We start from the raw sequence: 22,677 nt of genomic DNA, 5'->3' as shown, positions 1-22,677 counted from the left end.
CCACCCTACGCACCGGCCCGAAACCCGCAGAACGCTTTTTCCCGCCCGGCCCCGCCCGGCCCCGCCCGGCCCCCGCCCGGCCCCCTCCCGCCCCGCCCGGCCCTCGCCCGCCGGACCGCCGCGGCCGGCCACGTGAACCGACCACACCGTGACCGCAAACGACCACGTGGCGACGTAACTTGATCGACTACTCCAACCGCGCAAGGTGGTCTTGCCCCACGCTGTGACGGGGCCTACCTTCGACTCCCTACGCACACCGTCTACGTGCGTAGAAGTCGGCGTTCCCGTCGCGAGGAGCAGCTCATGGCCCAAGTCGTCCGCGCCGCACTCGTCCAGGCCACCTGGACCGGAGACACCGAGTCGATGATCGCCAAGCACGAGGAGCACGCCCGCAGGGCGGCCGCCCAGGGCGCGCAGATCATCGGCTTCCAGGAGGTGTTCAACGCCCCCTACTTCTGCCAGGTCCAGGAGCCCGAGCACTACCGCTGGGCCGAGCCCGTGCCCGACGGCCCCACCGTGCGCCGGATGCAGCAGCTGGCCCGCGAGACCGGGATGGTCGTCGTCGTCCCCGTCTTCGAGAAGGAGAGCGAGGGCTTCTACTACAACACCGCCGCCGTCATCGACGCCGACGGCAGCTACCTCGGCAAGTACCGCAAGCACCACATCCCCCAGGTCAAGGGCTTCTGGGAGAAGTTCTACTTCCGCCCCGGCAACCTCGGCTGGCCCGTCTTCGACACCGCCGTCGGCCGCATCGGCGTCTACATCTGCTACGACCGCCACTTCCCCGAGGGCTGGCGCCAACTCGGCCTGGCCGGAGCCCAGTTGGTCTACAACCCGTCCGCCACCTCCCGGGGCCTGTCCGCCTACCTGTGGCAGCTGGAGCAGCCGGCCTCCGCCGTCGCCAACGAGTACTTCGTCGCCGCGATCAACCGCGTCGGCCGGGAGGAGTACGGCGACAACGACTTCTACGGGACCAGCTACTTCGTCGACCCGCGCGGTCAGTTCGTCGGCGAGGTCGCCAGCGACAAGGAGGAGGAACTCCTCGTCCGGGACCTCGACTTCGACCTGATCAAAGAGGTCCGCGAGCAGTGGGCCTTCTACCGCGACCGCCGCCCCGACGCCTACGGAGGGCTCGTACAGCCGTGACCAACCCGACCCCCCTGCACAGCCGCCACCGCACCGTGCTGCCCGACTGGCTCGCGCTCTACTACGACCGCCCCATCGAGCTCACCCACGGCGAGGGCCGCCACGTCTGGGACGCCGACGGCAACCGGTACCTCGACTTCTTCGGCGGCATCCTCACCACCATGACCGCCCACGCCCTGCCCGAGGTCACCAAGGCCGTCGCCGAGCAGGCCGGGCGGATCATCCACTCCTCCACCCTCTACCTCAACCGGCCCATGATCGAGCTGGCCGAGCGGATCGCCGCCCTGTCCGGCATCCCCGACGCCCGGGTCTTCTTCACCACCTCCGGCACCGAGGCCAACGACACCGCCCTGCTGCTCGCGACCACGTACCGCCGCTCCAACCAGATCCTGGCGATGCGCAACAGCTACCACGGCAGGTCCTTCTCCACCGTCGGCATCACCGGCAACCGCGGCTGGTCCCCGACCAGCCTCTCCCCGCTCCAGACGTACTACGTCCACGGCGCCGTCCGCACCCGCGGACCCTTCGCCGCACTCGACGACGCCGCCTTCACCGCCGCGGCCGTCGCCGACCTGGAGGACGTGCTCGGCCAGGCGCGCGGGGGAGTGGCCGCCCTCATCGCGGAGCCCATCCAGGGCGTCGGCGGGTTCACCTCACCGCCCGACGGGCTGTACGGGGCCTTCCGCGAGGTCCTCAACCGGCACGGCATCCTCTGGATCAGCGACGAGGTGCAGACCGGCTGGGGCCGCACCGGCGACAACTTCTGGGGCTGGCAGGCCCACGCGCGCAGCGGCCCGCCGGACATCCTCACCTTCGCCAAGGGCATCGGCAACGGCATGTCCATCGGCGGGGTCGTGGCCCGCGCCGAGGTGATGAACTGCCTGGACTCCAACTCCATCTCCACCTTCGGCGGTTCCCCCGTCACCATGGCCGCCGGCCTCGCCAACCTCGCGTACCTCCTGGACCACGACCTCCAGGGCAACGCCCGCCGCGTCGGCGGCCTCCTCCTGGAGCGGCTGCGCGCCCTCGCCGCCGCCTCGCCCGCCGTGCGCGAGGTCCGCGGCCGGGGCCTGATGGCCGGACTGGAGCTCACCGAGCCCGGCACCGACCGGGCCGACCCGCAGGCGGCCGCGGCCGTCCTGGAGGCGGCCCGCGCGGGCGGCCTGCTCATCGGCAAGGGCGGCGGCCACGACACCAGCGTGCTGCGCATCGCGCCGCCGCTCTCCCTCACCGTCACCGAGGCGGAAGAGGGGGCCGAGATCCTCGGACAGGCGCTCCGCAGCATCGAGTAGGGGGACCGACATGAGCATCCGTACCCTGATCAGAGGCGGCCTGGTCGTCACCGCCGCCGACGAGCTCCACGCGGACGTCCTCATCGAGGACAGCCGCGTCGCGGCCCTGGCCGCCACCGGCTCGGAGGCCGCCGCGGCCTGGACGGCCGACCGCACCATCGACGCGGCCGGGAAGTACGTCATCCCGGGCGGGGTGGACGCGCACACCCACATGGAGCTGCCGTTCGGCGGCACCTCCGCCTCGGACACCTTCGAGACCGGGACGCGGGCGGCGGCGTGGGGCGGCACGACCACCATCGTCGACTTCGCCGTGCAGAGCGTGGGCCGCTCCCTGCGCGAGGGACTCGACACCTGGTACGCGAAGGCCGACGGCAACTGCGCCGTCGACTACGCCTTCCACATGATCCTCTCGGACGTCAACGAGCACACCCTCAAGGAGATGGACCTCCTCGTCAGCGAGGGCGTCACCTCCTTCAAGCTGTTCATGGCCTACCCCGGCGTCTTCTACAGCGACGACGGGCAGATCCTGCGCGCCATGCAGCGGGCCTCCGGCAACGGCGGGCTGATCATGATGCACGCCGAGAACGGCATCGCCATCGACGTCCTCGTCGAACAGGCCCTGGCCCGCGGCGAGACCGACCCCCGCCACCACGGCGAGGTCCGCAAGGTCCTCCTGGAGGCGGAGGCCACCCACCGCGCCATTCAGCTCGCCCGGGTCGCCGGATCCCCCCTGTACGTGGTCCACGTCTCGGCGGAGGAGGCGGTCGCCGAACTCGCGGCCGCCCGGGACAAGGGCCTCCCGGTCTTCGGCGAGACCTGTCCGCAGTACCTGTTCCTGTCCACCGACAACCTCGCGGAGCCGGACTTCCAGGGCGCCAAGTACGTCTGCTCCACACCCCTGCGTCCCAAGGAGCACCAGGCGGCCCTGTGGCGCGGCCTGCGCACGAACGACCTCCAGGTGGTCTCGACCGACCACTGTCCCTTCTGCTTCCGCGGCCAGAAGGAGCTGGGCCGCGGCGACTTCTCGAAGATCCCGAACGGACTGCCCGGCGTGGAGAACCGTATGGACCTCCTCCACCAGGCCGTCCTGGACGGGCACATCAGCCGCCGCCGCTGGATCGAGATCGCCTGCGCGACCCCGGCCCGGATGTTCGGCCTCTACCCGCAGAAGGGCACCATCGCGCCCGGCTCCGACGCCGACATCGTCCTCTACGATCCGCACGCCGAGCAGGTCATCTCCGCCGAGACCCACCACATGAACGTGGACTACTCGGCGTACGAGGGCAAGCGGATCACCGGGCGCGTCGACACGGTCCTCTCGCGCGGCGAACTCGTCATCGAACGCCGCGAGTTCACCGGCCGGGCCGGCCATGGGGCCTTCGTCCACCGTTCCGCCTGCCAGTACCTCTAGAGGGGCGGCCGGGGCCCGCACGCCCCGGCGCCCGTACTCCCCAGCAAGGAGCGACGTATGGACTTCGGCCTCGTCCTGCAGACCGACCCGCCCGCCTCCCAGGTCGTCAGCCTGATGAAGCGGGCCGAACGCAACGGCTTCCGCTACGGCTGGACCTTCGACTCGGCGGTCCTCTGGCAGGAGCCGTTCGTCATCTACAGCCAGATCCTCGCCAACACGCAGAAGCTCCACATCGGCCCGATGGTCACCAACCCGGGCACCCGGACCTGGGAGGTCACCGCCTCCACCTTCGCCACCCTCAACGACATGTACGGCAACCGCACCGTCTGCGGGATCGGCCGCGGCGACTCGGCCATGCGGGTCGCCGGCCGCGCCCCCAACACCCTGGCCCGCCTGGGCGAGGCCATCGACGTCATCCGCGACCTCGCCGAGGGCCGCGAGGCGGTCGTGGACGGCAAGCAGCTGCAGATCCCGTGGATCAAGAACGGGAGGCTCCCCGTCTGGATGGCCGCGTACGGCCCGAAGGCGCTCGCCCTGACCGGCCAGAAGGCCGACGGCTTCATCCTCCAGCTCGCCGACCCGTTCCTCACGGAGTGGATGGTCAAGGCGGTCCGGGACGCCGCGGCCGAGGCCGGTCGCGACCCGGCGTCCCTGACCATCTGCGTGGCCGCCCCGGCGTACGTCACGGCCGACGACTCGCCGGCCGCCCTGGCCCACGCCCGGGACCAGTGCCGCTGGTTCGGCGGAATGGTCGGCAACCACGTCGCCGACCTCGTCTCACGCTACGGCGAGCACTCGGGCATGGTCCCGGACGAGCTCACCGAGTACATCAAGGCCCGCCACGGCTACGACTACAGCCACCACGGCCGCGCCGACAACCCGTCCACCGACTTCGTCCCGGACGAGATCGTCGACCGCTTCTGCCTCCTGGGCCCCGTCGAAGCCCACATCGAGAAGCTCCGCGCCCTGCGCGACCTGGGCGTGGACCAGTTCGCCGTCTACGACATGCACGACGCCCGGGAGGCCGTCATCGACGCGTACGGCTCAGACATCATCCCGTCGTTCAGCTGACGCCTGCCGACGGCGCAGGGCCGACTGGGTAGGCGGCCCGACAACCCCGAACGAACTCGTCGATTCGGGGTTGTCGGGTGGAGGGGCTGACAGCTGGCAGGATGGCGGCCTGCGGCGGAATTGCGTAGGACTTCTCGACCTTCCCAGCGGGGCCACTCCACCGGACCGTCGTGTCGCCTTCGGACCAGGTGACCACGACGTCCGTACCTTCAATTGTCACTTGGGAAATCCTTGGGGCGACTGGGAGCAACCGGGCTCGGTCTTCCAGCCGAGATCACCATGTTGAATTCCTTCCCCGGCTGTGCGAAGCGCGCGACGATCGTCGACGCCTCCAGTGCGGGATGGCGTCACCACGCTTGGACGGGCGGCGCACGGACGCCGCCGTTCGGATGGGCTCTGCGGGCCTTAGAGTCCTCCGGCGGGATGTCCAGGCCTGTAGGTGATGGGCCGGGTCAGCTCACCAATTGTCCTGCTTCTGCCATTCTTCAAGCTGTTTCGCGATGGTGGGTAGAGATCCTTTGTCGCATGACAGGACAATGGAGAGCTTTGTGAGCGTCACGCCCTCAGGTTGCTTGGTGTAGGACCACCGTTGACCTGCACGCCAAAGAGATCCAAACAGTTCCTTGCGGGCGTCGCTGTCCTCGGGAAGGGTGCTCTCGGCTGATTCGATGATCAGGATTCGATTGTCCGCCGAAAGCCATTCCAGGTCGCGCACGCAATCGTAGAAGGCGTTCCAGTTCCATCCAAAGTACTCGGGGAATTTGAGTACTTCCGAAAAGTGCTGGAACATCGACACCTCGTCGGGCATGTCCTGACCGTTGAGGCGCGCCATGTACACGCTCCCCGACGCCGGCAGGAGCTTATCGAGAGGTACGCTACCGCCTGGCGTAATGACATGCATCCACGGGGCGATATGGATCGCCGACGTCTCTTCCTTCATCGATCCACCCATCTGGGGCTCCTGCCTACAATGTACGTCTGATAATGAGTCGGAGTGTAGTAGGCAGATCCATCACTGCCGAACACCCAGCGCTCGCCGCCCGGCGCGGGATTGTCCGGTGACGGGTAGGTCCCGTATTCCTGATATGTGATCGGCTTGCCCGAGGGTTCATGGGTGGGGAGTATGTAGCCGTCGTTCTTTCCGTTGTTCTTGAACTCCTCGGTCCCACTGGTACCTGTAGAACAGGTTGAGGTATTCGGCGAACCTTCCGGCGTCCACTGGCCGTAACGGTTTGAATCGGCCCCGGCCGGACGGTCCGAAGTGGCCCCGGGTGTTGGCGTGACGCGGCCCGGCCAGGTGCATCGTTGTCTCTGCTGGGAGAATCAGGCGGTTCGAGGCCGTCGTCGATTACGGCAGCTGGGAGGACGAACTCCTGGAGGACGAGGACATCCTCCGTCACATCCAGGCTGGTGCTCTGGTTCCGCTCAACTTCGGCGGCGCCGGCGCGTTCGGTGTTCTGGTCCGGTCGGGCACTGCAGCCGCCCCGGCCGGGTTGACCGAGCGGGAGACAGCCCACCAGCTGGTGGCTTCCCAGCCCTATCTCTTCGTCTCCCGCGGTCGCGCACTGGTGGGTGGCATCGAAGACGTCAGCGGGGACGTCTTGGATGGTGTGATCGAACACCCCGTGCCCGGGTGCCGCTATGCCGTGGTCGTCCACTTGATCGACTGGCAGGCTGAAGCCGACAGTCAGGACGAGGCGGGGCGGCCCGTTTCCGGAGCCCTGCCGGACTTCGTGGTGCTGATCAACCCTGCTCAGCCCGGTCGGGACACCTTCCGGACTGCGGTGCAGACGTTCGAGGCGCCGAACGGCTGACGCCGACGATCGCGCCATTGAAGGTGAGGCGGTCGACGATGGCCGCGCGGGGAGTTCCGTCGAGGCGCCGATCAGGTCGGTGACGATGGCGAAGAAGCGTTCGTCGTCCGTGTCCGTGCGGTGTTCCGTTTGGGACAGGGGGCGCAGGCCCGCGTGGTCCCATGTCAGACCACGTTCGGGTCGTGCCGTCCCAGGTGAAGTGGACCGTTTCGAAAGGGGACTGCTCGGACATCCGTCGGCCCAGGGGATCATACGTGTACTGCCAGACTGTGCCGTCGGGTGTCGTCACCGCGGTGAGACGGTCCTCCGCGTCCCACTCGTAGCGCCAGGTGTCGGGCTTTCGGAAGAGCCGGATCTTCTGGCGCAGGACGATCCGGACCTGGTAGTCGTCTTCGTAGCGGACGGCACCCGCGCTGGCGATCCGAGTGTCCTCGTATACGCGTGCGCCCGTCGCGGACTGGTCTGGATGCGTCGCTGGCCACGAGGCGTGCGTCTGGTTGCCGGCGTCGTCGTAGGCGTACTGCTCCGTCCAGCCGCGCGCATGAACGGCCGTGACACGGCCGGCCGAGTCCACGTCGAAGCCTCGGGCACCGGAGAGTGCGTCGCTGATGCCGACGAGACCGCCGCCCGCGCCGACAACCCGTCCACCGACTTCGTCCCCGGCGAGATCGTTGACCGCTTCTGCCTGCTCGGCCCGGCCGAGGCCCACATCGACAAGCTCCGGGCCCTGCGCGACCTGGGCGCCGACCAGTTCGCCGTCTACGTCCGGCCGCTCCGCCACCGTCATGCGGCCGTGCTCGGCATAGGCGCAACGGCTGCGCTTCCTGACATACGATCAGGAGCGCGGGACGTCGCGGTGAACGGGGGGCTGATGTTCAGGTTGCTGGTGTCGCAGACGGATCCGAGGGGGCTGCGTACGATCTTCGATGCGCTCGAGGTCCCCAGGCCGCCCGGGCCGGTCCTGATCGACGTTGCGCCGGGTCACTACCGGACCGAGGGGCTGCGCTGTTGGGGCACGGTCGTCCTCACCGCGCTCGGCGGGCGGGGATCGGTCGTCATCGACGGGGCCGCCGCGTACAACTTCCAGGTGGAAGGCCATATGACGCTGCGCGGCCTGGTCCTGCGCAACTGGCACGAGACCGGGCGGGCGCTGGGTGTGAGGGGTGGCACGGCGGTCGTGGAGGACTGCGAGTTCCTCGCCAAGTCCGGCAACGCCGTCAGCGCCTGGGGCGGGTCCGAGCTCTTCCTGCAGCGCAGCACCGTGCGGGAGGGGGCCGTCGTCTACTCCGACGCCGCCGGCCTCATCGAGGGGAGCGAGGTGATCGGCTCCGCCCTCTGCGGCATCGCGCTGCGGGACGGCAGCCGGGTGAGCGTCCGCGACACCCGGGTGACGGGTGCGGCGGAACACGGCATCCTCGTGGCCTCGGGAGTGAACGCGCTGATCGAACAGTGCCGGGTCGAGGAGGCCGGAGAGGCGGGGATCCTGGTCCGGGACCATGCGCAGGCCGCCATCCGGGCCAGCGAGATCCACGGTTCCACCCTGTGCGGCCTGGTGGTCCGCGACAGCGGGCAGGCCGATGTCCACGGCCTCCTCATCGCGGACGCGGCGGTCGACGGCGTCTGGTGCACGACCTCCGGCGCACTGACCGCCGCCCGGATGACCGTCAGGGACGCCACGCGCCACGGGGCCTCGGCGGACGAGGGGTCGACCGCCACCCTCACCGACTGCGAGGTCGTGCGGGCCGGCGCACACGGGATCCTGGCCGGAGACGGGGGCAAGGCCGCCGTGGTCAGGGGATCCGTCTCGGAGTCCGACGTCGGAGCGGGTGTCACGGCCGACGGCTCCCTGATCATGGAGGGAACCCTGGTGGCACGCAGCGGCCGGGTCGGCATCGCTGTCGACGCCGGGGCGCGGGTGGTGCTCCAGGGCTGCAAGGTCACCGATACCGACGGCCCCGGGATCGTCACCGCACAGGGCTCCTATGTCGAGATCCGGGAGCTGGTGGCGGAGGGCAACAAGGCCGAGGACCGCCTCGACGTCCCGCCCGTGCCGACGGCCGCGCCGGCGCAGGCCTCGGCACCGTCGGCGGCGGCGCCCGCCCGGACCGAGCCCGCCGGGACGCGGACGCCCGTGACGGCCGAGGCGGTGGAGGGACTCCTCGCCGAGCTGGACGCCATGGTCGGGCTGCGGGAGGTCAAGGACGAGATCCGGAAGCTGGTCAAATTCCTGCGGGTCGCCGAACAGCGCCGGGCGGCGGGGCTGCCCGAAGGGCCCGTGATCGGCCGGCACATGGTGTTCTCGGGCTCTCCCGGTACCGGCAAGACCACCGTCGCCCGGGTCTACGGCCGGCTGCTGGGCGCGCTGGGCGTGGTCAGCGGCGGTCACTTCACCGAGGTCTCCCGCGCCGATCTGGTCGGGTCACACCTCGGCGAGACGACCGCGATGACCACCGCTGTCTTCAACAGGGCCCGCGGCGGAGTGCTGTTCATCGACGAGGCCTACACCCTCTCCCGCCGGTTCGGCACCGGAACCGACTTCGGCCAGGAGGCCATCGACACGCTGGTCAAGCTGCTGGAAGACCACCGGGAGGAGGTCGTCGTCGTCTTCGCGGGCTACTCGGCCGAAATGCGCGAGTTCCTGTCCGCCAACCCGGGCCTGCAGTCGAGGATCTCCCGCACCATCGAGTTCGAGGACTACAGCCCGGACGAGCTGGTCGGCATCTTCGAAGGACTGGCCGGCCAGTACGGCTTCCTGCTCGCCGAACCCACCCGGGCCGCGCTGGCGGCCCACTTCCGGCAGGCCCGGCGCACCGAGACCTTCGGCAACGGACGGGAGGCCCGGCGCATCTTCGAGGCCGCCCTCGAACAGCAGGCGCTCAGGCTGGCCGACCGCGAGGACACCCCGTCATCCGAGGAACTGGTCCTGCTCCTGCCCGACGACCTGGACGGAGTCGTCGACCGCGGGCTGGGCGCACGGTTCGCGGAGGCCCGGGACGCCGGGCAACTGGACACGATCCTCGGCGAGCTCTCGGCCATGGTCGGGCTGGACGACATCAAGGCGGAGATCCGCGACCTGACCGACCTGATCGTCACCACCCGGCGACGCCGGCAGGCCGGCCTCCCCGCCGACCCGATGCCGAGCCACCTGGTCTTCTCCGGCCCGCCCGGCACCGGCAAGACCACGGTCGCCCGCCTGTACGGCTCCCTGCTCGCCGCTCTCGGCGTCCTGGCCCGTGGCCAGGTGGTCGAGGTGTCCCGCGCCGACCTGGTCGGCCAGTGGGTCGGGAGCACCGCCCTCCGGACCGCCGAGCAGTTCGAACGGGCCCGCGGTGGCGTCCTGTTCATCGACGAGGCGTACACCCTGTCCCGTCCGGCCGGTACCGGATCCGACTTCGGGCAGGAGGCGATCGACACCCTGGTGAAGCTGATGGAGGACCACCGGGAGGAGGTCGTCGTGATCGCCGCCGGCTACACCGACGAGATGACGGCCTTCCTCGACGCCAACCCCGGCCTGGCCTCCCGCTTCTCGGCCACCGTCGGCTTCCCCGCCTACCGCCCTGAGGAACTGCTCACCATCCTGGCCCAGCACGCGGAGCGGTCCGGCTTCGAGACCCCGGACGCCACCCTCCGGGCGGTCCGCGCCCAGATCGCCGCCGACCCCGAGAGGTTCGCCCAAGGCAACGCCCGCGAGGTCAGGAAACTCTTCGACGAGGTCAAGAGCGCCCATGCCCGCCGCATCGCCGCCCTCGAACGCACCGGCCGCGAAGCGACCCTGGACGACCTCCGCATCCTCCTCCCGGAGGACGCCGCCCGGTAGCGGAGCGGCGGCGCCGCCGCGCCCCTTCGCCGTCGTCACCTGCCCTTGGCCACGACCAGGTCGGTGGTCCAGGCCTCGCCCGCCTTGATGTCCTTGCCGTTGGCGGTGATGGGGGAGTACGCGCCGGTCACAGGCACCGTCTCGCCGGGCGCGGCGGACTGGAGGACGTCGCAGACATCCGCGTAGGAGGTGACGGCGGTGTCCTTCAGGCCGGTGATCACGTCACCCGGTTCCAGTTTCGCCTTGGCGGCGGGGGAGTTGGTCCGCGCATAGGTGACCACCATGCCGTCCTGGTCCTTGAACTGCTTCTGGGTGGCCGCGACCTTGGGGGCGTCCTCCTTGGCGAAGTAGTCGGCCAGCTCCGGGTCCTGCAGGGACACCAGCTCCCATCCGGGGTCGTTCTTCACGTCGCCGGCGGCCAACTGGTCCAGCAGGGGCCGGACGTGGTCGCTGCTGATGGCGTAGTACTGCCCCTGCACGCCCCCACCGGTGAGGGAGAGGGTGTTGATGCCGACCACCTCGGCCTGCCCGTTGAGCAGCGGGCCGCCGGAATTGCCGGGGTTGATGGTGGCGGAGTGCTGGATGGTCTCGGGGTAGCGCGGCATGTTCGGGTCGGGCGCGGAGTCCTTGACGTCCGGGTTCTGCACCGCTCCGGTGGTGAACACCGGCTTCTGCGAGCCCTGTGCCTCGATCGACTCGGGGTAGCCGAGCGCGGTGACGTTGTCGGCGAACGAGACCTTCTTGCTGTCGGCGAACTTGAGCGCCTTCAGATCCGGTTGGGGATTGGAAAAGGTCAGCACGGCAAGGTCCTCGCACGGGTCGATCCCCAGCAGGCGGGCGGCCACGGGGGCCCGGTCCTCGACGCCGACCCGCAGGGAGGGCTCGTCCAGCACCACGTGGGCGTTGGTGACGATGAGCCCCTTCGCGGCGTCGTAGATGAACCCGGTACCCGACCCCAACGTTCCGATGATGTGCACCGTCGCCGGCGCGGCGCGTTCGTAGATCTCCTTGGCCGACAGGTCGTCGGCGAACGCCACCCCGCCGCTGCCGGTCGCGAGTACCACCATCGTGGCCACTGCCACGGCGCTCCTGGCACGTCCCCTCATGAGCCCGCCGCCTTTCTCCACGCACGGACGACCCCCATTTCAGGCTAGCCCCGCCTCCGTGAGGTGTCCTGCCGGAGCAGGCGGCCCCGCACTGCCCCGGGCACGGCCGGCCGGGTTCACCTCGACGTCACCCGGTGTCCGGCCGGACGCCGGAGACCGTCGGTGGGGCCCGACGGCCGGGCGTGATGTGATGGGGGCATGATCGATGAATTCCTCGCCCATGGTCTGTCCGCCGTCGAAGAAGCGATCCGGAAGGCGGCGGCGGCCGAGATCATGCCGAGATTCCGGCAGCTCGCCGACGACGAGGTGGACCAGAAGAGCGGCCCGCACGACCTGGTCACAGCTGCCGACCGGCTGGCCGAGCAGCACCTGACGGCCGACCTGACGCGGCTCCTGCCGGGCTCGGCCGTGGTCGGCGAGGAGGCGGTGCACGACGACCCCACTGTGTACGGGGCGCTGCGCGCCGACGCGCCGGTGTGGATCGTCGACCCCGTCGACGGCACCCGGCAGTTCGTGGAGGGCGACCCGCACTTCTGCACCCTCGTGGCGCTGGCCCACCGCGGCGAGATCCTCGCCTCCTGGACCTACGCCCCGGCCCTGGAGGTCCTGGCCACCGCCGTGCGCGGCCAGGGCGCCTACGTCAACGGCGAGCGGATCCACAGCGGTTCGCCGGAGCCCGGCGCCGACCTGCGCGTGGCCACCGCCCACCCGCTGTACACCTCCGAGGAGGACCGCGCCCACCTGGCCCGCCTGGACGTGCCCGGCGTGGCGGCCCGGCCCTGCGGATCGGCGGGCCTGGAGTACCTGCGGGTGGCGCGCGGGGAGATGGACGCCCTGGCCTTCACCTGGCCCTCGGCCTGGGACCACGCGGCCGGGCTGCTGCTGGTCGGCGAGGCGGGCGGCGCGCAGAGCACCGTGGACCGGGTCCCCTTCCGGGTCGACCGGGACAACGCGCTGCCCTTCGCGGTGGGCCGCGACGAGGCCACCGCGGTCCGCGTCCGCGAACTGCTGCGCGGCGACGCCTGACGGCGGGCGTGGACGGGCGCAATAAGCTGGGGGCAGTGGCCGCCGCCGGACGAAGGAGTTGTCAGTGCCGTCGATTCTCGACGCAGTCGTGGTGGGGGCGGGGCCCAACGGCCTGACGGCCGCGGTCGAACTGGCCCGCCGGGGCCACTCGGTGGCCGTCTTCGAGGCCGCCGGGTCGGTCGGTGGCGGGGCCCGCACCGAGGAGCTCACCCTCCCCGGCTTCCTGCACGACCCCTGCTCGGCGGTGCACCCGCTGGGCGTCGGCTCCCCGGTGTTCAAGACGATGCCGCTGGGCCGGTACGGGCTGGAGTGGCTGCACGCCCCGCTGCCCATGGCGCACCCCTTCGACGACGGCACGGCCGCCGTGCTCTCCCGCTCCGTCGCGGAGACGGCGGCCTCCCTCGGCCCCCGGGACGCGGGCGCGTACCGGCGGCTGGTGGCGCCGTTCCTCGGCCAGTGGGACACCCTCGCCCGGGACTTCATGTCCCTGCCGAACACCGCCCTGCCCCGGGACCCGCTGCTCCTCGCCCGCTTCGGCCTCACCGGCCTGCCGCCCTCCACCTGGCTGCTGCGCCGCTTCCGCGACGACCGCGCGCGGGCCCTGTTCGCCGGGCTCGTCGCACACGTCATGGCCCCGCTGAGCGGGATCGCCACCGGCGCCGTCGGCCTGGTCTTCGCGCTCGCCGCGCACGCGGGCGGCTGGCCCATGCCGCGCGGTGGCTCGCAGTCCCTCTCCGACGCGCTCGCCGCCTACCTGGCGGACCTCGGCGGGGCCGTCCACACCGGATTCGAGGTCAAGCGGCTCGACGACCTGCCGCCGGCCCGCGCGTACGTCTTCGACACCTCCCCGACCGCGCTGGCCCGCATCGCCCGCCTGGGCCGGGCGTACGACGGCTACCGGTACGGGGCCGCCGCCTTCAAGCTCGACTACGCGCTGGACGGGCCCGTGCCCTGGACCGCCGAGGCCCCCCGCCGGGCCGGCACCGTCCACATCGGCCCCGGCAGCCGCGACATCGACGCCGCCCTGCAACTGGCCACGGGGGGCCGCGCCCCCCGCAACCCCTTCCTCATCACCGCCCAGCCCAGCCTGGTCGACCCCGGCCGGGCGCCCGAGGGCAAGCACGTCTTCTGGGCGTACGGGCACGTCCCGGCGGGCTGGGAAGGCGACCTCACCGAAGCCGTGGAACGGCAACTGGAACGCTTCGCCCCCGGCTTCCGCGACCTGGTGCTCGCCCGCGCCACCGCCGGCCCGCCGCAGCTCGCGGCCCGCAACCCCAACTACATCGGCGGGGACATCGCCTGCGGCTCCGCCGCCGGACTCCAGCTGCTGCTGCGGCCCAAGGTCACCCTCTCCCCGTACACCACCGCCCACCCGGCGGTCTTCCTCTGCTCCTCGGCGACCCCGCCCGGCCCCGGTGTGCACGGCATGTCCGGCCACAACGCCGCCAAGGCGGTCTGGCGCCACCTGCGAAAGGCACGCTGATGGTCCGCATCACCCTCGTCCAGGGCGACATCACCGCCGAGAAGGCGGACGCCGTCGTCAACGCCGCCAACTCCTCGCTGCTCGGCGGCGGCGGAGTGGACGGCGCCATCCACCGGCGCGGCGGCCCCGAGATCCTCGCCGCCTGCGAGGACCTGCGCCGCTCCCACTACGGCAAGGGCCTGCCCACCGGCCGGGCGGTCGCCACCACGGCCGGCCGGCTCCCCGCGGAGCACGTCATCCACACCGTCGGCCCGGTGTATCAGGTTTCCGGGAGCGATCCGTCGCTGCTGGCATCCTGCTACCGCGAGTCACTGAGGGTTGCCGACGAGCTGGGGGCACGGACAGTCGCCTTCCCGGCGATCTCGACCGGGGCCTACGGATGGCCCATGGAAGATGCCGCTCGCATCGCCGTAGAGGCCGTGCGGGGCGCCGAGACCAGCGTCGAGGAGGTCAGGTTCGTCCTCTACGACGAGCAGGCGTACCAGGTGTTCGCAGAGCAGCTCGGCCCCTCAGAGGCCGAGTGACGAGATCCCATCTTGCCTGAGTCCCCATGACCTGAAGCCGCGCAGTGCGACCAAGCGAGTCGCGCTGCGCGGTTTTTGTATTGCTGCAATCATCCTGGCTTCGGCTGATGACCCCTGCCCGTCTAAGGCGGGGGGGGGGGATGAGGCTAGGGTGCGGGTGGCCCAAGCCGATATGGCGTGCCTGGGTGGGGCCCGGTGCCCGGCGTTGCCGGGGGCAGCACCACCGGGCCGCCCTTCGGGAGCTGTACCCGGACGTCACCCGCGACGAGCAACACGACCAGGAGCACGACGACGCAACCGGGCCCCTGGGCTGCCCAGCCTGTGAAGGGGACCACCGTGCCCGACTCCCGCACACCCCCGGAGCGTGTCGCCGCCGTCCACCGGCACGGCGCCCCGCTCACCGACAAGCAGCTCGCCGCCGCCCCCTACCTGCTCGAGGACCTCCTCAAGGTCGCCGCGCAGCACGGGTTTGGCTGCGTAGGTCAGAAGCAGGAACGCTTGTCGACGGGGTCTGTGAACGACAGCAGTGGTTCCTCCCTGCCATTGTCGGCGAGAAGCAGGGACAGGGCGTCATGCCTGCGTCGCTGGGGGGTTGAGGACGACGTGGTGGACGCGGCCGAGCTGATCGCGAGCGAACTCTTCACCATCGAACTCCAGTACGGCGCCAGCAGGGTTATTCGTTTACAGCTGATCGCTGGATACCGCACGTTCACGGTGGCGGTGGCCGGCGGCGGCCCGTATGTATCCGTGTACCCGATGGTGGAGCCGGACGACCAGGGCAGGCGGGGTCTGTTCCTCGTCGATCACCTCGCTCGTGTGCACCGCGGGTACAGGGGCCTGTCGATCGATGGCACCGCCTGGTGCCTTCTGGCTTCGGCCGGGCTGCGGGCAGCGGCATGACCCTGCCCGCCGAGGTGTTAGCCGTCCCTCCTTGCTCACCGGCTTCTGACACCGATGAACTGGCCGCTGCTGTCCGCCGGTTCCTGCACCACGAGGCCAGCGGCGAAGTAGAGCTCCGGCTCGGCCCCTGACCTTCGAGGTTGTGGTCACGCCTCGCGGGCGACGCTCCGATCTGGCGCTCACGCTCATGGATACCTGGCAGGGCGGGTGCGGCCCGGTCGTCGACGACCCCGGCCGGCCGTTTCGGTACTGGCTCGTTCCTCCCGGCACAGCGTCACGGTGGGAAGGCGAGTTCGGCCGCTGCGTGGCAAGGGGCCGGGTGGTCATGCCGCCGATCGGTCGGTCTGCCCCGCCCGAGCCCTTCTGGGTCCGGCCCTGGGATCGGAACCGTCTCGTCGGACCGAGCTTGCTGCGCAAGGCGCTGGCTGTCGCTGGCGGAGGAAAGCCGGACTGGCCGCCGCTGCCGCCGCTCCACGGTTGAGCGGCACCCTGCCTCGGTGGACAGCGCGACCGTCCACCGTGTTGAAGCCGCCGCCCGCGTAGGCCGTGCCCCTTCCCGGTACTGCGCGGGCGGCTTCCAAGCAGGCTGCCGCTCTGGCTTGGGCGGCCTGACCAGAAGGAATCTTGTGGAACCGTCCCCGTCTCCGACCTGCCCGCATTCTCCGCCTTGCCCGCGGGCCGACGACATCGGCTGGGGGTCGGCCAAGGCCGTTGTGGCGTATCCGGAACAGCGGTGGCTTGTTAACTGCACCTCAGAACTTCATCGAGAGTTGATGGAAGGTCGGAGCCCGAGTCCCAGTCAGCGATCGGGCAAGCAGCTGGGACGGCTCATCTGGGTACGAAGTTGACTTGGAACATGCGGGGCCAGAGTTTGCCGGTGATCAGAAATTTGTCGGTTCCCGGTACGGCGGCGATCCCGTTCAGTTGGCCGGCGCGGCGGCCTTCGGAGGCGGTCAGGAGTCCGGATGCGTCGATGTGCGCGGTGACGGCGCCGGTGTGCGGGTCGATGCGCAGGATCGTGTCCGTCCCGTACACGTTGGCGTAAATGGAACCATCGGGAGCGCATTCCAGTTCGTTGAGGCGTGCAGCGGGGGTGTCGTCCTTGCGCACGTTGATGCCGCCTGTCGCCGTGAAGGTGTGGGGGTCGCGGAAGGTGAGTCGGTCTGTTCCGTCGCTCATCACCAGCCGTTCCCGCCCGGCGATGTGCTGGTGGCACAGGCCCCAGCCTTCGCCCCGGTAGCTGACTCGGCGGCGTTCCTCGAGGGTGCTGGGGTCGCGCTCGATGGCGATGCCGTTACGCCAGGTGAGCTGCCATAGCCTGGCACCCGAGAATGTGATGCCCTCGCCGAACAAGGGCGGCTGCAGTTCGACCTGCCGGGTGGGCCGATTGCCCGGCGGCCCGGCACGAAGGGAGGACCGGCCGACCAGCCCCGTGCTCTCGTAGAGGGTGGCGCCGCGGAACTCCAGACCTTGGGTGAACGCCCGGGGATCGTGGGGCAGGGTGGCTCGCACAACCGCCCTCAGCGACCGAGTTCGAGGGTCGACGGCATGGCCGGGCGCGGTTGCCACTGCCCGGCCAGTGACCGGTGTGCGGCCATGGGGGGCAGGGGCGAAGGTGGTGTGCGCGCCATGGACGGTGCGGATCAGGCCCCGCGGTGCGGCTGGGCCGGGGAGCAGCGCCCCGGCGATTGCCGCCACCACCGTCATGAGCGCCTGTGTGCGGTTGCCCGGTCTGGCCCACCTTCGGCGAGTGATGGCGGGCTCGGTGGTCGTCTGACCGGCCATCGACGGCTGCGACCCAACCGATGGCCGACTACGCGAGTTCCTCGGTGCTGCGCGGGTCGCGGTAGCTGTTCCCCGGAACACGGGGGTCTCCCGTTCTGGTGGGTCACACAGCGCTCATGGTCTCCATCGCGCGGGTTGCTCCATCAGGCATCGAGCGTCGCCCCGCACCGTTTCGGCCCGCGTCCCAAGCGATCGTCCGGTGTGGGGTGAGTCCTGGAGCGGCCACGCGTCAGGGCCACCTCCATCGGGCGGCCCTGACGGGATGTTGGTTTCAGTTGGTCGTCTTCGTGAAGTTCTGGTTGGTGGTGTTGGTGCCACCAGGGCTGTTGATGTTGTTGTTGGTGCTGATGTTGTTGAACATCGTGAACACGCCGTTGAGGTTGATGGGGAGGATCGATCCGCCGCCCCCGTTGCCGCCGTTCCCTCCGTTGCCCCCGCTACAAGTTCCGCCGGTGACGGTGGTCGGGTCGTTGTCTGAGGCGTTGGGGCTGCCACCGCCCGAGACGCTGGCGGTGTTGGTGAAGGTGCAGGGCGCGCTGGTGGTGACGTTGGTGGTGACGGTGATGGTGGGGTAGCTGGCACCTGCCGCCAGCGCGTCGGTGCGCGTGCAGGTCACCGTCTGCCCGGAGATGCCGCAGTTCCAGCCGGTTCCGGACGCAGCGGTGGGGGTGACGCCGGCGGGCAGTGTGTCCGTGACGGTGACCGTGCCGGTGGTCGGTCCGGCGTTGGCGGCGTTGGCTACATCGATCGCGTAGGTGCCGGTCCCGCCCTGGGTGAAGTTGTTCGTGTGGGACTTGTTGACGGACAGGGCGGAGTTCTGGGCGGGGGTGCAGGTGCCGCCGGTGACGGTGGTCTCGTCGGAGTCGTCAGTTGAGGCGCTGCCGCCGCCGGAGACGCTGGCCGTGTTGGAGAACGTACAAGCGACGCTGGCAGTCACGTTGGCGGTGACGGTGATCGTGGGGTAGCTCGCGCCTGGTGCCAGCGCGTCGCTGCGGGTGCAGGTCACCGTCTGCCCGGAGATGCTGCAGTTCCAGCCGGTTCCGGACGCAGCAGTGGGGGTGACGCCGGTGGGCATCGTGTCCGTGACGGTGACCGTGCCGGTGGTCGGCTGTGCGTTAGCGGCGTTGGAAACAGAGATCGTGTAGGTCCCCGTCCCGCCCTGGGTGACGGTGCCGGTGTGCGACTTGCTGATGGACAAGAGCGGGTTCTGACCGGGTGGGCATTCGCCGCCGGTAATGGTGGTGGGGTCCTCGGCCCCACCGATCTGGTTTGTGTCGGCGTCGAAGAGTCCCACCCTGTTGGTGACCGAGCACGGCGAGTCAGTGAGCACATCGACGCGGAGGAGGAAGGTGTGCGTGGAGTCCGGAAGGATCGGACCCGAATTCACGCACTCGAAATACGTGGAGTTCGGTTCGATCTGGCAAGACCATCCGGCGGGAGCAGAAACGCTTTCCGCGAGGAGTCCGGTGGGCAGGGTCTCGGAGAGGGTTACTTGGCCGTTGTACGCCTCCGTGCCGGTGTTGGTCACTGTGATGGTGTACACGCCGCTCCCCCCGCGGGGGAAGGTGGCCTCGTGGGTCTTGGTGACCTCCAGGTCTGGCCCCTGCGCGTAGGCGGGGGTGATGCCGACAGCGAACGGCAGCGCGATGCCGAGCCCCGCGAGGGTGAGAAGGGAGGACATCCTTCGCTTCAACCCTTGACTACCCATGGTGTTCTCCTGCTCTGTGCATATCCGCTGCGCTGCTCATGGAGGAGGCGCCGCGGATTTGATCCGGGAATGCCGAACGGAAAACGCCTCGGAGTGCAGCCGGCTACGGGGCGAACGTCCAAGTCACCTGATCGCCCCAGCGGTAGCCCGGCGATGTCAAGGAATCAGCGCACACCGAGCCCGTTCTCGGTTTCATCTCGGACGTGTGAGCGGGGGGCTGCTGATGCGACCACCCTGATCGCTGCCGGGAGGCGAGCGGCTGCTCGGTGGGCCAGCACCGGGGGTGGCCGGCTGTGATGGCTTCGCCGTTCCTATGTGCGCGACGGATATCGGTGCCGGCCGTACTGACCGAATGAGTCCGACAGGCGTGTACCGAGGAAAGGCAGACCACAGGCCCTGCCCCAGGCCGTCGACAAGCTCACCCCGGACGGCTCCGTCCCCGAGGGCTCGCTGGAGGACCTGATCCGCGAGCAGCTCTGACGGGCCGACCGTTCATCAGGCTCCCGGCGTGATGGCGCCGACTCCGATGATGGCCCGGTCACTGTGGCGATCTCCACCGGGTGCCGCCGATCGCACAGCGGGCCGACCGCATGGTGCGCCGATCGCACAGCGGACCGACCGCATAGTGCGCCGACCGCATGGCAGAAGGGCCGCTCCCTCGTACGCGAGGAAGCGGCCCTTGCCGTGTCACCAGGTCATCCGGGCTGCCGCCGTCACGTCATGCTGCCGATGGCCAGCGGACCCCCCGTGTACAGCGCCTCGTCGAAGGCCTGGGCGCCGGCCGGGGCCCGGCCGACGGCGAAGGCGCCGATGGCGCGGCCGCCGACCACGGAGGTGGAGATGTAGTCGCCCACCATCCGCCCCTGGTTGGTGTTGGCGATTTGCGACAGCGGGAACGGCCCTGACAGCGCCCGCGCGGTGCTCCAGGAGCTGCCGCCCGTCGCGGAGGAGATGTAGCCCACCTGGAGCCGGCACGTGGTCGAGGTGCAGTTGGCGGACGGGTAGAAGTAGTAGTGCAGGCCGATCCTGGTGGTGGCCCCGGAGGTGGTGCGGTCGATGCCCAGGCCGGGCAGGAAGTGGTCGACGCCGCTGCCGGTGCCGTCGATGGGGATCCGGCTCACGGCCGACCAGGTCGTGCCGTCGGCCGAGGTGGCGTACACGATGTCGTTGGCCGAGCAGTTCACGCGGAACCGGCAGTCGTGCCAGGCGACGAAGATCCGCCCGGCCGCGTCGATCTCCGCGGAGGCCAGCCCCCGCGGGGCCCGCAGGCCACCTGCGACGGTGTGCGCGCTGACGGAGGCCACCGGAACGGTGCTGTTCCAGGACGCGCCGCCGTTGGTGGAGGTGAAGGCGCGGATCGCGTTGCCGTTGGCCGAGTACGGCACGACGACGGTGCCGTTCGGCCGGACCAGCGGCTGGCCGCCGAGCCCGCTCGGGGCGCCGGCCGGGGCGACCGGTGCCGACCAGGTCAGTCCGCCGTCGGTCGAGGTGCTGAGCACGATCCGGTTGCCGTTGGAGGTCTGGTCGGACTCGATGTAGCAGCGGCCGTAGAACGGGCTGGTGGTGGTGTTGTCGCAGACGATCCACGACTTGTCGTAGTTGGGCCCGTTGAAGCCCACCGCCCGGACGGGGTTGGCCCAGCTCGAGCCGCCCGTCGTGGAGCGGCTCACGGTGACGCCGGCGCCGGTGACCCCGCCGGAGGTCGAGTTGAGGGCCAGTCCGGCGACCAGCCAGGTGCCGTGCCGTGCGTCGTACGCCACCGATGGGTCCGAGACACGGGAGAAGGCGCCGCCCTGGTAGACGGTGATGCCCGGCAGGGTGCCGCGCGTCCACGTCGTCCCGCCGTCGCCGGACCGGGCGAACCCGAGGCCGGACGCGCCTCCGCTGAAGAAACGGCCGTTCTGCGCGACGGCGAGCACGGTGTTGCCGAAGGCAAAGGTGTCGGGTTCCACCACGGTGGCGTGCTGGCTGCCGGTGTTGGTGAAGGGGTCGGTGTCGATCTGCGTCAGCGTGGGGACGGCCGGCGGCGCGGTGAGCTGCACGTCGTCGTAGAGGGTGTACGTCGGGTCGCCGGGGTAGTTGTCGTCGTGGCTGATCAGCCTGAGCGTGTACGAGTGGCCGGGTGTGACGGGGGTGGTGACCTGCTGCCAGCCCTGGCCGGTGGTGCAGGTCCGGGGCAGGACGGTGGTGGTGACGCCGGTCGTGTTGTCGCGGAGCGTGGCCGTCGCCCAGTCGTAGGTCAGGGTGTCGGGGCAGCTGACGTTGTACCAGAACGACAGCTGCTCCTCCCCGGAGAGGGCGTTGAAGGTCTGGGCGAGCGAGGAGTCCCCGGTGGTGGGGGCGGTCCCGCCGACGCGGGCGGCGTACGTACCGCTGTGCGCGCCGGACGCGACCACGGCGGTCGTGCCGGCCGGGGTCCAGCCGACCGTGGTACCGGTCTCGAAGCCGCCGTTGGACACGACGAAGGCCGCGGCGGCGGTGGCGGAGGAGGCGGCGGGGAGGAGGAGGGAAGCGAGGGACAGCGAGGCGGTGGCGGCCAGGGAGAGGAGGCCGCGACGGCGTGGTGCGGGAGGCTTCGGCACGCCCACAGATCCTGCGAGCAGGTACAAGTACGGGGCGGGCGACACGCCACGAAGTCCCCCGGACGGCCCGGCACTCGAGTGGCCCGCTGGGCCACCTTCGGTTGCGGCCGGTCAGAGGGCCGACGGGTGGTGAGCCGTGACGACGTAGTGGTCGAGGATGCGCCGCTCGTACACCCGCAGGAAGTTACTGCGGCCAGGTGCCGGGCGCCCACAGTCGGGACAGCCACGTGTCCCAGCCTGCCCAGACCTGCGGGCCGATCGAGTCGGCGCGGGCGTCCGCGAGGCGGCCCGTCGCCGGCCGTGGTGAGCGCGTCGGTGAGGGCGGTCACCGGACGGGCGATGTCCAGGCGTTCGCGTACGTGTGCAGCAGCTGCGCGAGCTCCGTGGCCCGGGCGGCGTGTCGTCCACGGTGAAGAAGCTGGCGACGGGCCCGGCGTCGGGCGTGGCGGTGGTGACGGTGACCGTGGCCGTCACTGTTCGGCCGGGGCCTGGACCGTGGCCGTGAACGTCCTGGACTGATGGGGGCTGAGCGGGGCGATGGTCCAAGTGCTGCCGGTGATCCCACCACCGTCCACAACGCCTGTTGCTGACCGGAAGGAACGGCCGCAGCCGCTCCCACTCAACATCCGTCAAATCACCCCGCCCCATGTCGATATGAACGATCAGCAGCAAGGTGAGTCACATGCTCCGCCGTTACACTCCCCACACCCAAGCCGTTGACCAGGCAAAACATCAAAGTCCGGCTGGAGTGCTAGGACTCCAGCTGTAGATCGTGATCTCCATGCCTGAGGTGCTCAACGCTTCTGCTGACGGATGAGCACTCGAGTTGGCGAGCTGTGCCTTCCGATTGACAGGGAAGGGCCTGCAGGTGCTCTGCAGGCAGGACTTGCAGGGCCACGTCGACGCTTGACCTCAACCAAACTTGAGCTTTTAGGTTTCTTCCAGAGCCGCAGGAACCGACCAGCGGTGCCTTTTCAAGGAGGTTCGCCGTGACCGAGCGCACAGACCACAT

At 70.2% G+C, this 22,677-nt stretch carries 15 protein-coding genes and 2 pseudogenes; 10 read left to right on the top strand and 7 right to left on the bottom strand.

Annotated elements, in window-relative coordinates:
* Nucleotides 1-303 precede the first annotated feature (303 nt).
* Genes AB0F18_RS17520 through AB0F18_RS17505 form a run of 4 tightly spaced genes read left to right on the top strand, consistent with a single transcriptional unit; the run spans nt 304 to nt 4,920 of the window.
* Nucleotides 304-1,146: a nitrilase-related carbon-nitrogen hydrolase gene (locus AB0F18_RS17520; RefSeq protein ID WP_362061063.1), complete on the top strand. Its 843-nt coding sequence runs from the start codon at nt 304-306 to the stop codon at nt 1,144-1,146.
* Nucleotides 1,143-2,438, top strand: a complete 1,296-nt coding sequence (locus tag AB0F18_RS17515) for an aspartate aminotransferase family protein (protein WP_362061060.1) — start codon at nt 1,143-1,145, stop codon at nt 2,436-2,438. Before AB0F18_RS17520 ends, AB0F18_RS17515 begins: the two co-directional genes overlap by 4 nt.
* 10 nt (nt 2,439-2,448) lie before the next feature.
* Nucleotides 2,449-3,849, top strand: coding sequence for a dihydropyrimidinase (gene hydA, locus AB0F18_RS17510; RefSeq protein WP_362061057.1), 1,401 nt, complete (start codon nt 2,449-2,451; stop codon nt 3,847-3,849).
* A 57-nt stretch (nt 3,850-3,906) separates the two neighbouring features.
* The gene (locus AB0F18_RS17505; protein WP_362061054.1) at nt 3,907-4,920 is read left to right on the top strand and encodes a TIGR03842 family LLM class F420-dependent oxidoreductase; all 1,014 of its coding nucleotides are present in this window, start codon (nt 3,907-3,909) and stop codon (nt 4,918-4,920) included.
* A gap of 457 nt (nt 4,921-5,377) precedes the next feature.
* Here AB0F18_RS17505 and AB0F18_RS17500 read toward each other — a convergent pair whose 3' ends face one another.
* Nucleotides 5,378-5,872, bottom strand: coding sequence for a barstar family protein (locus AB0F18_RS17500; protein WP_362061051.1), 495 nt, complete (start codon nt 5,870-5,872; stop codon nt 5,378-5,380).
* A gap of 541 nt (nt 5,873-6,413) precedes the next feature.
* Between AB0F18_RS17500 and AB0F18_RS17495 the strand changes: the two genes are divergently transcribed.
* Entirely contained in the window at nt 6,414-6,734 is a 321-nt protein-coding gene (locus AB0F18_RS17495; RefSeq protein ID WP_362061158.1) for a hypothetical protein, read from the top strand.
* A gap of 51 nt (nt 6,735-6,785) precedes the next feature.
* On the opposite strand, the pseudogene AB0F18_RS17490 reads toward AB0F18_RS17495, so the two are convergent.
* A pseudogene (locus AB0F18_RS17490) lies at nt 6,786-7,359 on the bottom strand (RHS repeat domain-containing protein); the annotation flags it as partial.
* Here AB0F18_RS17490 and AB0F18_RS17485 point away from each other — a divergent pair.
* Nucleotides 7,276-10,551, top strand: coding sequence for an AAA family ATPase (locus tag AB0F18_RS17485; RefSeq protein WP_362061048.1), 3,276 nt, complete (start codon nt 7,276-7,278; stop codon nt 10,549-10,551). The pseudogene AB0F18_RS17490 and the gene AB0F18_RS17485 sit on opposite strands and share 84 nt — an antisense overlap.
* A 35-nt stretch (nt 10,552-10,586) precedes the next feature.
* On the opposite strand, the gene AB0F18_RS17480 is transcribed toward AB0F18_RS17485, so the two are convergent.
* Entirely contained in the window at nt 10,587-11,618 is a 1,032-nt protein-coding gene (locus tag AB0F18_RS17480) for a trypsin-like peptidase domain-containing protein (protein WP_362061155.1), read from the bottom strand.
* 237 nt (nt 11,619-11,855) lie between these two features.
* On the opposite strand from AB0F18_RS17480, the gene AB0F18_RS17475 reads away from it, so the two are divergent.
* The 4 genes from AB0F18_RS17475 to AB0F18_RS17460 all read left to right on the top strand — a co-directional run bounded on the left by AB0F18_RS17475 (nt 11,856) and on the right by AB0F18_RS17460 (nt 15,590).
* Nucleotides 11,856-12,683 carry an inositol monophosphatase family protein gene (locus tag AB0F18_RS17475; protein WP_362061045.1) on the top strand — a complete coding sequence of 276 codons (828 nt, stop codon included), beginning with the start codon at nt 11,856-11,858 and terminating at the stop codon, nt 12,681-12,683.
* 64 nt (nt 12,684-12,747) lie between these two features.
* Complete coding sequence (locus AB0F18_RS17470; RefSeq protein ID WP_362061042.1) at nt 12,748-14,166, top strand: NAD(P)/FAD-dependent oxidoreductase; 1,419 nt, start codon at nt 12,748-12,750, stop codon at nt 14,164-14,166.
* Complete coding sequence (locus AB0F18_RS17465) at nt 14,166-14,690, top strand: O-acetyl-ADP-ribose deacetylase (protein WP_362061039.1); 525 nt, start codon at nt 14,166-14,168, stop codon at nt 14,688-14,690. The genes AB0F18_RS17470 and AB0F18_RS17465 overlap by 1 nt, the downstream gene beginning before the upstream one ends.
* Before the next feature lie 336 nt (nt 14,691-15,026).
* Nucleotides 15,027-15,590, top strand: coding sequence for a hypothetical protein (locus AB0F18_RS17460; RefSeq protein WP_362061036.1), 564 nt, complete (start codon nt 15,027-15,029; stop codon nt 15,588-15,590).
* 828 nt (nt 15,591-16,418) lie between these two features.
* On the opposite strand, the gene AB0F18_RS17455 is transcribed toward AB0F18_RS17460, so the two are convergent.
* The 4 genes and pseudogenes from AB0F18_RS17455 to AB0F18_RS17440 all read right to left on the bottom strand — a co-directional run.
* Nucleotides 16,419-17,297 (bottom strand): glutaminyl-peptide cyclotransferase, encoded by an 879-nt coding sequence (locus tag AB0F18_RS17455; protein WP_362061033.1) that lies wholly within the window; start codon nt 17,295-17,297, stop codon nt 16,419-16,421.
* 349 nt (nt 17,298-17,646) lie between these two features.
* Nucleotides 17,647-19,056, bottom strand: a complete 1,410-nt coding sequence (locus AB0F18_RS17450; protein WP_362061030.1) for a hypothetical protein — start codon at nt 19,054-19,056, stop codon at nt 17,647-17,649.
* A 740-nt stretch (nt 19,057-19,796) separates the two neighbouring features.
* Nucleotides 19,797-21,665 carry a hypothetical protein gene (locus AB0F18_RS17445; protein ID WP_362061027.1) on the bottom strand — a complete coding sequence of 623 codons (1,869 nt, stop codon included), beginning with the start codon at nt 21,663-21,665 and terminating at the stop codon, nt 19,797-19,799.
* A gap of 552 nt (nt 21,666-22,217) precedes the next feature.
* A pseudogene (locus tag AB0F18_RS17440) lies at nt 22,218-22,313 on the bottom strand (IS5/IS1182 family transposase); the annotation flags it as partial.
* Nucleotides 22,314-22,677: the final 364 nt, after the last annotated feature.

This window comes from Streptomyces sp. NPDC029216 (genome assembly GCF_040648015.1).
Taxonomy (GTDB): domain Bacteria; phylum Actinomycetota; class Actinomycetes; order Streptomycetales; family Streptomycetaceae; genus Streptomyces.
This window is presented reverse-complemented; position numbering and strand designations above follow the sequence as displayed.

Excerpts from the sequence above, each read along its gene's own strand:
- hydA (WP_362061057.1), top strand. The coding sequence starts at position 2,449 with ATGAGCATCCGTACCCTGATCAGAGGCGGCCTGGTCGTCACCGCCGCC.
- AB0F18_RS17475 (WP_362061045.1), top strand. The coding sequence starts at position 11,856 with ATGATCGATGAATTCCTCGCCCATGGTCTGTCCGCCGTCGAAGAAGCG.
- AB0F18_RS17500 (WP_362061051.1), bottom strand. The coding sequence starts at position 5,872 with ATGGGTGGATCGATGAAGGAAGAGACGTCGGCGATCCATATCGCCCCG.
- AB0F18_RS17485 (WP_362061048.1), top strand. The coding sequence starts at position 7,276 with ATGAACGGCCGTGACACGGCCGGCCGAGTCCACGTCGAAGCCTCGGGC.
- AB0F18_RS17465 (WP_362061039.1), top strand. The coding sequence starts at position 14,166 with ATGGTCCGCATCACCCTCGTCCAGGGCGACATCACCGCCGAGAAGGCG.
- AB0F18_RS17520 (WP_362061063.1), top strand. The coding sequence starts at position 304 with ATGGCCCAAGTCGTCCGCGCCGCACTCGTCCAGGCCACCTGGACCGGA.
- AB0F18_RS17455 (WP_362061033.1), bottom strand. The coding sequence starts at position 17,297 with ATGACGGTGGTGGCGGCAATCGCCGGGGCGCTGCTCCCCGGCCCAGCC.
- AB0F18_RS17505 (WP_362061054.1), top strand. The coding sequence starts at position 3,907 with ATGGACTTCGGCCTCGTCCTGCAGACCGACCCGCCCGCCTCCCAGGTC.
- AB0F18_RS17480 (WP_362061155.1), bottom strand. The coding sequence starts at position 11,618 with ATGGTGGTACTCGCGACCGGCAGCGGCGGGGTGGCGTTCGCCGACGAC.
- AB0F18_RS17450 (WP_362061030.1), bottom strand. The coding sequence starts at position 19,056 with ATGTCCTCCCTTCTCACCCTCGCGGGGCTCGGCATCGCGCTGCCGTTC.